Source organism: Streptomyces sp. NPDC026673, assembly GCF_040638135.1.
GTDB lineage: Bacteria > Actinomycetota > Actinomycetes > Streptomycetales > Streptomycetaceae > Actinacidiphila.
Genome location: NZ_JBEZXR010000010.1, coordinates 146431 through 158640 on the forward strand (window position 1 = coordinate 146431; position 12210 = coordinate 158640).

Consider the following 12210-nt stretch of genomic DNA (forward strand, 5'->3'; position numbering starts at 1 on the left):
TGCGCCTCCCTCCTCCGCCTCGCCAGGCCCGGACCTCGACGCGCTCCTCGCTCCGCCCCGCCTCTCCGCGCGGCCTCAAATTCGCTGTCGCGCGGGCGCGGCGCGGCCCTACGCTCGCGGTCATGCCCCGACCCCACGGATTCAGCTTCCGGCAGCGCGCCGACGGCACCGTCGTCATCACCCACGGCGCCCACACCGCGGCCGTGCTGCGCGGGGACCGTGCGCAGCGGTTCCTGGCCGAGGCCGAGCGCGGTGACGCCCAACTGGTGATGGCCCGCTGGACCGGCAACTACAGGCGGGGCAACGAGCGCACCGCCCGGACCCACGCCCGCAACCGCGGCTGAGCGGCCGCGCCGCGCCCCACTGGCGCGCGTACACAAAATGTACAGACTCGATCCCTTTTGTATGCTTTCCCTATGGATCGCCGTCAACCGGCCGGTGCCGTTCCGAGGTCCGCGGTGGGCACACCGCGGGTGAGCCTGCGCGCGGAGCAGCGGGACCTGACGCGCAACCGGATCCTGGACGGCGCGGTCGAGGTCTTCGCCGGCAAGTCGTTCGTCGGCGCCACCATGGAGGACATCGCCCGCGCGTCCGGTGTCACCCGGGCCACGGTGTACGCGCACTTCCGCGGCAAGGCGGAGGTCATCGCCGCCCTGACGGACCGGGTCTACCAGGTCACCGACGGCCTGTACGCCGAACTGGCCGCCGCCCCGGAGTGGACCCGAGCCGGCGTCCGCGCCTGGCTGGAGCGCGCCGCGGCGGGGTGGCGGGCGCTCTCCCCGACGATCCGCGTGCTGCTGGCCGCCACCCCGTCGGCCGCCGGTGACGACGGCAGTGCCCGCGACCGGTACCTGGCGGCACACCAGCGCTATGTGACCCTGCTGACCGCCGAGCCACGGCGCTGGCGGGGCGTACCGGCCGCGCAGGCACGGCAGCGGGCCCTGATGGCGGTGCTGCAGACGGGCTCGTTCCTCACCGCCTGGATCGCCGGCGGCCTGCCGGTCGAGACCGACGACCCGCTGGAACTCCTCACCGACGATCTGTGCCACCTGCTCGGCCCCGCCCTGGCCCCCCGGGCGGCGACTCCGTCGCACACCGCCCGGCCCGCCGATTCCGCCGATTCCGCTGATTCCGCTGATTCCGCCCGTCCGCGCCTTCCCCGCGGACCGTCGTGAGGAACCGGTGCCAAGATCCCGAGTCCTGTGGAGGTATCGACCATGGCCGCGACCGAGCCCCGGAACTACCCCTTCACCGACGCCGACCGGCTGACCGTCGACCCGGCGTTCGCCGAACTGCGCAGGACCGACCCGCTGTGCCGGGTCCGGTTCCCCTACGGTGAGGCCGCCTGGCTGGTCACCCGGTACGAGGACGTCAAGACCGTGCTGGGCGACCCCCGGTTCAGCCGGGCCGAAGCCGCCCGCCGCGACGAGCCGCGCCTGCGGCCGCACCGGGGGCTGGAGGGCAGCATCCTGGACCTCGATCCCCCGGACCACACCCGGCTGCGCCGCATCGTGGCCAAGGCCTTCACCGCCCGGCACATCGAACGGCTGCGACCCCGCACCGAGCGGATCGCGACCGAACTGGCCGACGGCATGGCCGCCCGCGGCGCCCCGGCCGACCTCGTGGCGGACTTCGCCCTGCCGCTGCCCGTCACCGTCATCTGCGAACTGCTCGGCGTCCCCGTGACCGACCGCGCCGACTTCCGGACCTGGTCCGACGCGCTGCTCTCCACCACCAAGTACACCCCCGAAGAGGTCGAGGACTGCACGGACCGGCTCATGGAGTACATGGCCCGGCTGATCGCCGAACGCCGCGCCGCACCCCGCGACGACCTCCTGAGCACGCTCGTCCACGCCCGTGACAGCGACGAGCGGCTGTCGGAGCGGGAACTGCGGGTCCTGGCGGTGTCGCTGCTCGTCGCGGGCCACGAGACCACCGCCACCCAGATCCCCAACTTCGTCTACACCCTGCTCACCCACCCCGATCAGCTCGCCGCACTGCGCGCCGACCCGGGCCTGGTGCCCGCCGCCGTCGAGGAACTCATGCGGTACGTCCCCCTGGGCAACGGCGCCGGGATGCCCCGCTACGCGGTGGACGACGTCGAGCTCAGCGGCGGCACCGTGCGGGCCGGGGAGGCGGTGGTCGTCTGCCCCGTGTCGGCCAACCGCGACGAGTCCGTGTACACCGACCCCGACCGGCTCGACCTGCTGCGCCAGGAGGCCTCCCACATCGGGTTCGGGCATGGACCGCACCACTGCCTGGGCGCCCAACTGGCCCGCATGGAACTGCAGGTGGCCCTCGCCACCCTGCTCGGCCGGCTGCCCGGGCTCCGTCTCGCCGGACCCGAGGAGGCCGTCGTGTGGAAGTCGGGGGTCGCGCTGCGCGGCCCCGAACGGATGCCGGTCACCTGGGACCGGCCGTGACGAGACCGGAGGACACACATCATGACCTGGCAGATCGAAGTGGACCCGCACACCTGCATCGGCACGGGCTCCTGCGCCGGCATCGCCCCCGAGCACTTCGAGCTCCGCGACCGTACGTCATGCCCCCTGCACCCGACGGCAGAACCGGACGAACTCCTGGTCGACGCCGCGGAGTCCTGCCCGGTGGAGGCCATCACCATCCGGGACGCGGCCAGCGGGGAACTGATCGCGCCCCAGCCGTAGGCGCGTCGAGGAGGCCCGTCGTGGAGGCCCGCCATCAGCCCGCCGCCGCACCGTCGTGGGCACGGCGCCGGACCGTCGTAGGCACGTCGTAGGCACGTCGCCGGACCGTCGTGGGCACGGCGCGGGCCCGCCGCGAGCCCGGGCGGCCCTCAGACCAGCGTGCGCGGGCGGAGCTCCGGCTCGGTGGAGGCGTCGGTCATCATGGCGTAGACGCTGCCCTCCTGCCCGGCCGCGCCACCGTGCCGGCCGTCCGGGGTGAGCGCCAGCGCCCGCAGCTCGGACCGGTACGCGTCCGGCAGGCCCGCCGTTTCCTCCAGGGCGATCCGGCACGCGTCGGCGGGCTCCTTGCCCAGCGCCAGCAGGTCGACCACCGTACGCGCGGTCCCGCCGCGCAGGCTCAGCTCACCGCGACCGGTGCAGGCCGCGCCGCCGCCGCGCAGGTCGCACCAGTTGCCCGCGCCCGGAACGGCGGAATCGCCGACCCGGCCCGGGTACTTGAAGGGGTAGCCGGAGGTCGAGACGCCCACGCACATCTCGCCGTGCGCGTCCAGCGCGATGATGTTGATCGTCCCCCACGGCCCCTCGTGCGGCGCCATCCGGCGCACCAGCTCCAGCGCCGCCCGCCGGTAGCGGTGGTCACCGTCGACGGCCCGGGTGTTCTCCCCCTCCACGGCCTCGGCGGCGGTCAGCAGCTGCTCCCGCCACATCGCACGGGACTCCTCGGTGATCAACTCGGCCTCGGTGAACCCGTTCTCACGGGCGAACAGGGCCGCGCCCTCCCCCACCAGCAGGCAGTGCTGCGGCAGCCGCTCCATCACCGCCCGCGCCACCGATATCGGGTTCGGGAACCCGCGCAGCGCGCCGACGGCGCCGAACCGGCGGTCCGAGCCGGTCATCACCGAAGCGTCCAGCTCGACATCGCCCTGGGCGTTGGGCAGCCCGCCGGTGCCGACGTAGTGGTCGGCGGGGTTGTCCTCGCAGCGGCGCATCGCCGCCTCGACGGCGTCGAGCGCCGTCCCACCCCGCCGCAGTAGCTCCATCCCGGCCGGCAGACCGACCTCGCTGCGCTCGCTTCCGATGATGACAGGCTGCGTCATCGACGCTCCCTTCGGTGGTGTGTCGTGCCGTGCGGGCGGACGCGGGCCGGGGCGCGCACCGCCCGTCCCGGAGCCCCAGGCGCAGGAGCCGTCGCCGGCGCCGCCTCTCGCAGCCGGCCGTGGCGCCGACGATCATGCCCGGCAGGACGCCACAGGCGCTCGCGAGGGGCGGGTCCGACGACCGCGCTTCCGGAAGCAGCAGGGAATACGCCGTCCAGACCGCGCCCGAGCCCAGCCCCAGAGCGACCGGATGCCGCGCCGCGAATCTCCGGGTGCGGGCCGGCGGCCGTTCGCCACCGAGGAGACGGTCCACGGCACGGACCGCCCGCACCAGCCCCCCGCAGCACATCCGACATGGCCGAGAGCCTAACCCGGTGCCCCGCGGCGCCGATCACGGGCCGGGGGCTGCCGCCAGGGCGCACAACGCCTCACGGATCCGCGTCACGTACGCGTGCCGGCGAGTACGGTCCCTCGTCGGGAAGGCCACCGCTGCCGTCCGGCAGGTGGACGCCGAGCCACACCTGCCCGGCGATACGGGCCCCGGCCTCCCACTCCTCCTCCTGCGACAGGCCCACCCGTCGTATCGCCCCGCCGCGACCACGGGCGTCGGCCGGCTCCCGAACCGACGGCGACGGCGCACCCGTGGTACTCGCCACCCCGGCCGCGTCCAGGACCTTCCGGGGCTCCCGCCGCCGCTCCCGTCGGCGGTGCCCTCCCCGGCCGGCGCCGTATCCGCGCAGCGCCCCGTACAGCTGATGGTCCATCCCGAGAGGAGAGAACCAGACCACTTCGTCCCCGCCCGGCGTCTCCGTGCGCACGTCCGTACCCACGCCCCGGGGACCGATATTCACCCGTCCGGCTCTTTCGCCGGGCGCGGAGGGAAATCCACGCTGTCAGCGGACGCGGTGACAGCGCGGATGATCACAGATGCCACTGCGCCGCCCGCAGTTGCGCCCATGCACGCCGCTCGCCCGGGTCCCACGATCGGCGCTGGTGGCACCGCTCGCACCGCCCCGCGCGGGATTCCCGGGCTGCCCCGGCCCGGCCCGCCGCCCAAGCTGGAGTTGACGGATGCGGTCAGGACTTGTCGACGAACCCCTCGAGGTGAGCAGATGGCACAGACGCCGATTACCCCCGAGAACGTGCGCAGGATGCAGTTCACCACCGTCCGCCTCCGCGAAGCCTACGACGAACGCGAGGTCGACGACTTCCTGGACGAGGTGCAGACCGAGCTGACCCGGCTGCTGCGGATCAACCAGGACCTGCGCGCCGAGCTCTCCGCCGCCGAGGCCGCCGCGGCCCGTCGGCACGAGGAGCCCGAGCTCGAGGTGGCGTCCGAACCGGAACCCGAAGCGGAGCAGGAACGGGAACGGGAGCCGGAGCAGGTGCCGGAGCCGGAACCGGCTCCCGCCCTCGTACGTGCCGCCGAGGTGGCGGAGCCCGCGGAACCCGAGGCGCCCGGGGATGCGGCCGAGATCGAGGAGGCCGGGGAAGCCGAGGAGAAGCGGTCCGGGTTCGCCGTCGACAGCACGGCCCGCCTGCTCGCCCTGGCCGAGCGCACCGCCGAGCAGGCCGTCGCCGAGGCCCGCGCCGAGGCCCACAAGATCGTCGGGGAGGCTCTCGGGCAGGCCGAGAGCCTGCGCCGCGACGCCCGCGACCGCGCCCTGGCCCTCGAGCACGAGGCCCGCGAGAAGCACCGCCAGGCGATGGTCTCCCTGGCCTCCGCCCGTACCACGCTGCAGCGCAAGGTCGAGGACCTCCGCACCTTCGAGAGTGCCTACCGCGCCCGTCTGACCACCCATCTGCAGTCCCAGATGCGCCGCCTCGACCGCGACCTCGCCGGCTCCCTCGCCCCGCCCTCCGGGCCCACGACGGTCTCCCTGACCCGGACCGTCCCGAAGGGCGGCACGAATTCACAGCTCGTCCCCCCGGCCTCCGCCCCGCCTGCGACCACCGCCCCCGACCCGGCCCCCTCACCCACCCCGGCCCAGGAGACCGCGACCCTCACCGCGGCGGGCTCCCTCAGCGGCGAGGAGGACTGAGGGCTCCCTCACGGGATGAGCCGGTCACCACCCTGCCCGAGTGCTCTCATACGACGAGTTGGCTCCCCCGGAGCGCGAGCTCTGGAACGGGTTCCCGGAAGGGCGCCGCGTCGACCTGCGCACCGGTGAGCCCGGGGAGGACCGTGCAGCCGAGGGTGCGCTGTGGGGACCCGGGCGGACGGTTCGCGCCGCGGTGATCGTGGCACTCCTCCTCGGCGCGAACTCCGCACAGCCGGGCGCCGTGGCGTGCCGCTCATCGCCTTCGGCTGGGTGCTGACGACCGCCGTCATCGCGGACATCACCGGCACACTGCAGAGGAACCAAAGGACGCAGCGCCCAGGCGGGCCCGGTCACCGCTCGGAGGCGGGAAGCCGGTAGACGGAGACGTGGGAGCGTGACTCGGCGGTGAACTCGGCGCCGCGCCAGTCGGCGTGGCGGGACTCCGGCGTGAAGCCCGCCAGCTGGGCCATGAGGTCGAGCTCGGAGGGCCAGATGTAGCGGTGCGGGGTGCGGAACAGCCGGGTCCGCCCGCCTTCGGCGAACCGGAAGTGGTGCGAGACGACCTGCTGCCGTAGCACGTCGTAGGTGTCCAGGCCGATGTAGCCGGATTCGGAGTGGAAGACGACGGCCTCCTGGCCGGGTGGCAGCTTGCGCAGCTCGGGGACCCACAATTCGATCACGAAGCGCCCGCCCGGCTCGAGATGCCGGGCGGCATTGCGGAAGCACGCGACCTGCTCGGCCTGGGTGAGCAGGTTGGAGATGGTGTTGTAGACCAGGTAGACGAGCCGGAAGGTGCCCGGGGCGCGGGCGGTGGCCATGTCGCCGGTGACGACCGGGATCGTCGCGTCGTCCGCCTTGGCGCGCAGCCGGTCGACCATCGGCGGTGACAGTTCGATGCCGCTGACGGCCACGCCCCGCCGCGCGAGCGGCACGGCCACGCGGCCGGTGCCGATGGCGAACTCGAGCGCCCGCCCGCCGTCGGCCAGTTCGGCGAGGCGGTCCACGGCCGGGCCCAGTACGTCCGGGGCGAACATGCCGGTGCCGGGGGTGTCGTAGTTCCGGGCGGTCTCCTCGCCCCAGATCTCGTCCTGTCGCATGTGGCCGACGATCCACGAAGCGGACCGCGACGTCGAGGGAATTCCGCGCGGCGCATCACGCGGCGAAAGGCGGGGAAGACGGATCGAACACCGTTTTGCGGGGCATGGATGTCCCAACACGGCGACGGGACCCGGGAGGCGCCCGTGAAGGTGGCACTGCTCACGCGGGAGTACCCGCCCTACGTCTACGGGGGCGCCGGCGTCCACGTGGAGTTCCTCGCCCGCGAACTGCGGCAGCTGACGGATCTTCAGGTGCACTGCTGGGCCGCGGCGGAGGGTGCGGACGACGCCGCCGGCGTGGTCCGGCACGCCGCCGCTGCGGAGCTCGCCGACGCCAACGAGGCGTTGCGCAGCCTCTCGGTGGACCTGTCGATGGCCGCCGCGCTGGCCGGCCGGGACCTGGTGCACTCGCACACCTGGTACGCCAACCTCGCCGGCCACCTGGCCAAGCTGCTGTACGGCGTGCCCCATGTGATGACCGCGCACTCCCTGGAGCCGCTGCGTCCCTGGAAGGCCGAGCAGCTCGGCGGCGGGTACGCACTGTCCGGTTGGGCGGAGCGTACGGCGGTCGAGGCCGCGGACGGCGTCATCGCCGTCTCGCACGGGATGCGCGCGGACATCCTGCGCAGCTACCCCGCCCTCGATCCGGCGCGTGTGCACGTCGTCCACAACGGCATCGACACCCGCCTCTACCGCCCCGACGCGGCCACCGGCGCCCTGACCGCGCACGGCGTCGACCCGGAGCGCCCGTACGCGCTGTTCGTCGGCCGGATCACCCGGCAGAAGGGGGTTCCGCACCTGCTGCGGGCCGCCCGGCGGATCGATCCCGGCCTGCAGATCGTGCTCTGCGCCGGGGCGCCCGACACCCCGGCCATCGACCGCGAGTTCCGCGACCTGGTGGAGGAACTGCGCGCGGTGCGTGGCGGGGTGGTCTGGATCCCGGAGATGCTGCCCCGCCCCGAGGTGGTGCAACTACTCACGCACGCGGCGGTGTTCGTGTGCCCGTCGGTCTACGAGCCGCTGGGCATCGTCAACCTCGAGGCGATGGCGTGCGGCACCCCGGTGGTCGCGTCCGCGGTGGGCGGGATCCCGGAAGTGGTGGAGGACGGCGTCACCGGACTCCTGGTGCCGTACGAGGAGAAGGACCCGGACGCCTTCGAGGCGGACCTGGCGGCGGCGGTGACCGCGCTGGCCGGGGACCCCGCGGCGGCCGCGCGGATGGGGGCGGCGGGGCGGGAACGGGCGGTGGCGGAGTTCGGCTGGGACGCGGTGGCCCGCCGGACCGTCGCCGTGTACGAGGAGATCTGCACGTCGCAGGGGCGGTAACGGCAGAGGGGGCAGTGATGCGCGGCGGACCTTCGGTGCTGGGAATCGTACTCGCGGGCGGGGAGGGGAAGCGGCTGATGCCGCTGACCGCCGACCGCGCCAAACCGGCGGTGCCGTTCGGCGGCGCCTACCGGCTGGTGGACTTCGTCCTGTCCAACCTCGTCAACGGCGACATCATGCGCATCTGCGTGCTGACGCAGTACAAGTCGCACTCCCTCGACCGGCACATCACCACCACCTGGCGGATGTCGAACCTGCTGGGCAACTACGTCACCCCCGTCCCGGCGCAGCAGCGGCTGGGACCGCGCTGGTTCCTGGGCAGCGCGGACGCCATCTACCAGTCGCTGAACCTGGTGTACGACGAGCAGCCGGACTACATCGTCGTCTTCGGCGCCGACCACGTGTACCGCATGGACCCGCGCCAGATGCTGCGCCAGCACATCGAGGCGGGCGCGGGGGCCACGGTGGCGGGCATCCGCATCCCGCGCGAGCAGGCGCCCTCGTTCGGGATCATCACGCCCGGCCCCGGCGGGGTGCGGGTGGAGCGGTTCCTGGAGAAGCCCGCCGATCCGCCGGGCCTGCCCGGTGACCCCGACCGGGTGTACGCCTCCATGGGCAACTACGTGTTCACCACGAAGGTGCTGCTGGACGCCCTGGCGCAGGACGCCGAGGACGACTCGTCCGTGCACGACATGGGCGGCAGCATCATCCCGCTGCTGACGGCCAAGGGGCAGGTCCAGGTCTACGACTTCGACGACAACCACGTCCCCGGCGAGACCGCCCGCGACCACGGCTACTGGCGGGACGTGGGCACTCTGGACGCGTACTACGACTCCCACCAGGACCTGATCTCGGTCCACCCGGTCTTCAACCTCTACAACGACCAGTGGCCGCTCTACACGCACTCGCTGCGGCTGCCCCCGGCGAAGTTCGTGGCCGGCGGCATCGCGAGCGAGTCGATGGTCAGCCCGGGCTGCATCATCTCCGGGCAGGTCACGCAGTCCGTGCTGTCGCCGGGGGTCGTGGTGGAGGAGGGCGCGGTGGTGCAGGGGTCGGTGCTGCACGACAACGTGCGCATCGGGCGCGGCGCGGTCGTACGCCGCGCCATCCTCGACAAGAACGTCGTCGTGCCCGCGGGCGCCACCGTGGGCGTCAACCCGGACCGCGACCGCGAGCTCTACCACGCCTCGGCCAACGGGATCATCGCGCTGGGCAAGGGGCAACGCGTGCTGTGACGGGGTGCCGGGCCGCAGGGACCGCCGCGGTGGAACGACGGGTTCGTCGCGGTGACCGGGCACATCCACCGGGGCTCCTCACCGGTCGGGGGGCGTAAGGAGGTGTCGTACGACGGCCGTTGCGCGACCGTCCGTCTCACCGCCCCGCCGGTCCGGGGATGCCCATCTCCAGCCACACGGTCTTGCCCCGGCCGCTGGGCGAGGTGCCCCAGATCCGCGCGAGGGCGTCGACCAGGTAGAGACCGCGGCCGTGTTCGGCCTGCGCGCTGCCCTCCTCGGTGAGCGAGTACGCGGTGGGGACGGGCGGGTCGCTGCCGGAGTCCCGCACCTCCAGCCGGACGCGGTCGCCGAACGCCCGCAGCCGCAGGTCCACGTCGCTGCCCGCGTGGACGAGGGCGTTGGTGACCAATTCCGAGGTGATGAGCACGAGGTCCTCGGCGAGTTCCGCCAGGCGCCAGTCGTGCAGGCACTCGGACACGAACCCACGCGCCTGCCGGACGCCGCTCAGGTCGCGCCGGTGAATGTGCAGATGCGCGACGCGCGGTGCCGTGCCGTCCTCCGTCCCCTCATAACGGGCCAGCAGCAGGGCCGCGTCGTCCCGCCGGCCGGGCATGCTCTCCAGCAGCCGGTCCGCCAGGTGTTCCAGATCGATACCCGGCGGCCGGTCGAGCCTGCCCAGGCGCTCGCGGACGTCGTCGTCGTCCCGTTCGTGCACCCCGTCGGAGTAGAGCACGAGCACGGTGCCGGGCGGCACCGTGTGCTCTCGGGGGCGGTAGGGGTCACGCACGTGCAGTCCGAGCGGCACGTTGGCCGGTGCCCACAGCCGGCGGACGGTGCCGTCGGGCAACCTGGCGAGCGGTGCCGGGTGTCCGGCCAGCGCCACCTCGACCGCCCCGGTCCCGGTGTCCACGGCCAGCACACAGCAGGTGGTCAGGAGTTCGGTGCCGAGCCGGGACAGCAACCGGTCCGTGCGGCCCAGCAGGGCGGCCGGCCCGTGGCCCTCGGTGGCGTAGGCGGCCACCGCGGTGCGCAGTTGGCCCATGACGGCGGCGCTCTCCCACGTGTGACCCTCGACGTCCCCGAGAACGAGGAGCACCCGGTCGTCCGGCATCATGAGCACGTCGTACCAGTCCCCGCCGACCTCGCCCGGGGTCTGCGCCGACCGGTAGCGGGCCGTGGTGGTCAGCCTCGGCGCCTCCGCGAGGACCGCGGGCAGCAGCCGCTTCTGCATGCTCTCGGCGAGTGCCTGACGGCCGGTGCTCAGTTCGATGCGCTGGACGGCCGAGCCCAGGCGTCCGGCCATCATCGACAGCACGGCCCGTTCCTCGGGTGGAAACGTCCGCGGCCCGTCGAATGACAGACAGCAGACGCCGACGACGGGTGCGGCGTCCGCCATCGGCAGGTCCACGACGTGCCGGCTGCCGACGAGCGGCAGATAGGCCGCGGCGGCCTCCGGCTTGCCCTCGCGCTCGGAACGGCGGTCACCGCCGTACGGACCGGAGCGGGAGCGATCGGACGGGCCGGACAGGGTGGCCGGCGCACCGCGGACGAACAGCGGCCGTCCCAGCAGGGCCCGTGCGGCGGAGGTACCCGAGTGCACCGCGATGCCGTGCAACTCGCGCACCAAGCGCGCGGAGGCCCCGCTGTGGCCCAGCACCCACATCCGGCCGTCGGCGGCCGAGGCCAGGGCCAGCGCGCGAGCGCCCAGCGGAGCCATGACGCAGAACTCCGCCACCCCGATGACGTGCTCCATCGTGGTCGCCCGGTTCAGCATGTCGGTCAACCGCTGGAGCGCGTACAGCAGGCTCATCCCCGCGGAGCCGGGCAGGCCCGGGACACCCCAGACCACCGGGTCCCCGTCCTCGGCCGGTGGCTCGGTGCCGAATAGGGGGATCAGCACGGGCAGATTCCCGGGCGCGATCGCGACGCCCCTGGCATGCAGACCGGACAGCAGATCGACGAGACGGTCGCCGATCCGGGCGAGCGTGTCGCAGTCGGCGTCGCTGTAGCCACCCCGGTTCTCGGTGCGCAGCACGGTCAACGCGCCATATCGGCGTTCCTCGGTCTCCAGAGGGATCGAGGCGACGGTGTAGGGATACGCCAGGGCGCCGTGCTCCGGGTCGGCGAACGGGTCCGGTTCGGCGAGGAAGGCCACCTCGTGCTCGGCCAGGGCGCGCGCGGAGGCGTAAGAGGAGTCCAAGCCCATCCGGCCGGGCAGGGTGAGCACGGATGGCGGGCTGCCACCGATCATGGCGGCACGCAGTTCGCCGCCGTCCGGGGTCAGCAGATACACGGCGGCCGCCACCGCGTGGAGGCGGTGGGCGGCCTGGTGGACGGTACGGTGCAACACCGCCGTCAGCGCACCGCGACCGGTCCCGGCACCCTCGCGCTCCCGGCCGTCCGGCCGGGCAGCCTCGGGGTCAGGGGCAGTGCGGTCGTCCATGAGTCATTCCGGCCACGCCGGCCCCCCACGGGTGAGCGTCACACTTCGTCCGCTCCACGTGCCACGCTACCCGGGTGCCTCTCGCCCAGCTACCGGGAGTGCTCGCCGGCCCCGCCACGAGCACCTGTGCCGTTGGCGTGCCGGCGAACCGGCCGTACCGGTCGCGCACGGTCCTAGGTCGTGTCGTCACATGCCCGTCGGCCGCCCGGAGGGCGGGCCCAGCGGCGTCTGGTGCGGTGCATCGCAAGGCGGAGAGTCGTCCTCGTAGTGGGCTACTCGGACGATTCGACAACGCAGCGAGGTG

At 73.5% G+C, this 12210-nt stretch carries 11 protein-coding genes and 1 pseudogene; 8 read left to right on the forward strand and 4 right to left on the reverse strand.

What is annotated here, in order from left to right; genetic code table 11:
* The first annotated feature begins 122 nt into the window (after positions 1 to 122).
* From AB0F62_RS11100 to AB0F62_RS11115, 4 genes are all read left to right on the forward strand, one after another.
* On the forward strand, positions 123 to 344 hold the full coding sequence (locus tag AB0F62_RS11100; RefSeq protein WP_361795350.1) for a hypothetical protein: 222 nt from the start codon (positions 123 to 125) through the stop codon (positions 342 to 344).
* 72 nt (positions 345 to 416) lie between these two features.
* The gene (locus AB0F62_RS11105; RefSeq protein WP_361795353.1) at positions 417 to 1175 is read left to right on the forward strand and encodes a helix-turn-helix domain-containing protein; all 759 of its coding nucleotides are present in this window, start codon (positions 417 to 419) and stop codon (positions 1173 to 1175) included.
* Between the two features lie 42 nt (positions 1176 to 1217).
* Positions 1218 to 2423: a cytochrome P450 gene (locus AB0F62_RS11110; protein WP_361795356.1), complete on the forward strand. Its 1206-nt coding sequence runs from the start codon at positions 1218 to 1220 to the stop codon at positions 2421 to 2423.
* Between the two features lie 21 nt (positions 2424 to 2444).
* Positions 2445 to 2666: a ferredoxin gene (locus tag AB0F62_RS11115; protein WP_361795359.1), complete on the forward strand. Its 222-nt coding sequence runs from the start codon at positions 2445 to 2447 to the stop codon at positions 2664 to 2666.
* A gap of 149 nt (positions 2667 to 2815) precedes the next feature.
* Here the strand turns inward: AB0F62_RS11115 and AB0F62_RS11120 are convergent, their stop codons facing one another.
* Both AB0F62_RS11120 and AB0F62_RS11125 read right to left on the reverse strand, forming a co-directional pair.
* On the reverse strand, positions 2816 to 3763 hold the full coding sequence (locus AB0F62_RS11120; RefSeq protein WP_361795362.1) for a N(4)-(beta-N-acetylglucosaminyl)-L-asparaginase: 948 nt from the start codon (positions 3761 to 3763) through the stop codon (positions 2816 to 2818).
* A 428-nt stretch (positions 3764 to 4191) separates the two neighbouring features.
* A complete protein-coding gene (locus AB0F62_RS11125) occupies positions 4192 to 4527 on the reverse strand; it encodes a hypothetical protein (RefSeq protein WP_361795365.1) in 336 nt (111 codons plus the stop codon).
* A 348-nt stretch (positions 4528 to 4875) separates the two neighbouring features.
* On the opposite strand from AB0F62_RS11125, the gene AB0F62_RS11130 reads away from it, so the two are divergent.
* Both AB0F62_RS11130 and AB0F62_RS11135 read left to right on the forward strand, forming a co-directional pair.
* The gene (locus tag AB0F62_RS11130) at positions 4876 to 5805 is read left to right on the forward strand and encodes a DivIVA domain-containing protein (RefSeq protein ID WP_361795368.1); all 930 of its coding nucleotides are present in this window, start codon (positions 4876 to 4878) and stop codon (positions 5803 to 5805) included.
* Between the two features lie 40 nt (positions 5806 to 5845).
* Positions 5846 to 6052, forward strand: a pseudogene (locus tag AB0F62_RS11135) (oxidoreductase); the annotation flags it as partial.
* Between the two features lie 103 nt (positions 6053 to 6155).
* Here the strand turns inward: AB0F62_RS11135 and AB0F62_RS11140 are convergent.
* The gene (locus AB0F62_RS11140; protein WP_361795371.1) at positions 6156 to 6902 is read right to left on the reverse strand and encodes a class I SAM-dependent methyltransferase; all 747 of its coding nucleotides are present in this window, start codon (positions 6900 to 6902) and stop codon (positions 6156 to 6158) included.
* Positions 6903 to 7046: 144 nt separating this feature from the next.
* Here AB0F62_RS11140 and glgA point away from each other — a divergent pair, with 144 nt between their 5' ends.
* Both glgA and glgC read left to right on the forward strand, forming a co-directional pair.
* Positions 7047 to 8228, forward strand: coding sequence for a glycogen synthase (gene glgA / locus AB0F62_RS11145; RefSeq protein WP_361795374.1), 1182 nt, complete (start codon positions 7047 to 7049; stop codon positions 8226 to 8228).
* Between the two features lie 14 nt (positions 8229 to 8242).
* A complete protein-coding gene (gene glgC / locus AB0F62_RS11150; protein WP_361795377.1) occupies positions 8243 to 9463 on the forward strand; it encodes a glucose-1-phosphate adenylyltransferase in 1221 nt (406 codons plus the stop codon).
* 136 nt (positions 9464 to 9599) lie between these two features.
* Here the strand turns inward: glgC and AB0F62_RS11155 are convergent, their stop codons facing one another.
* Complete coding sequence (locus AB0F62_RS11155; protein ID WP_361795380.1) at positions 9600 to 11906, reverse strand: SpoIIE family protein phosphatase; 2307 nt, start codon at positions 11904 to 11906, stop codon at positions 9600 to 9602.
* Positions 11907 to 12210: the final 304 nt, after the last annotated feature.

Bases quoted from the DNA above. Each gene is read 5' to 3' on its own strand.
- AB0F62_RS11100 (WP_361795350.1), top strand. From the start codon at position 123: ATGCCCCGACCCCACGGATTCAGCTTCCGGCAGCGCGCCGACGGCACC.
- AB0F62_RS11105 (WP_361795353.1), top strand. From the start codon at position 417: ATGGATCGCCGTCAACCGGCCGGTGCCGTTCCGAGGTCCGCGGTGGGC.
- AB0F62_RS11110 (WP_361795356.1), top strand. From the start codon at position 1,218: ATGGCCGCGACCGAGCCCCGGAACTACCCCTTCACCGACGCCGACCGG.
- AB0F62_RS11115 (WP_361795359.1), top strand. From the start codon at position 2,445: ATGACCTGGCAGATCGAAGTGGACCCGCACACCTGCATCGGCACGGGC.
- AB0F62_RS11120 (WP_361795362.1), bottom strand. From the start codon at position 3,763: ATGACGCAGCCTGTCATCATCGGAAGCGAGCGCAGCGAGGTCGGTCTG.
- AB0F62_RS11125 (WP_361795365.1), bottom strand. From the start codon at position 4,527: ATGGACCATCAGCTGTACGGGGCGCTGCGCGGATACGGCGCCGGCCGG.
- AB0F62_RS11130 (WP_361795368.1), top strand. From the start codon at position 4,876: ATGGCACAGACGCCGATTACCCCCGAGAACGTGCGCAGGATGCAGTTC.
- AB0F62_RS11140 (WP_361795371.1), bottom strand. From the start codon at position 6,902: ATGCGACAGGACGAGATCTGGGGCGAGGAGACCGCCCGGAACTACGAC.
- AB0F62_RS11155 (WP_361795380.1), bottom strand. From the start codon at position 11,906: ATGGACGACCGCACTGCCCCTGACCCCGAGGCTGCCCGGCCGGACGGC.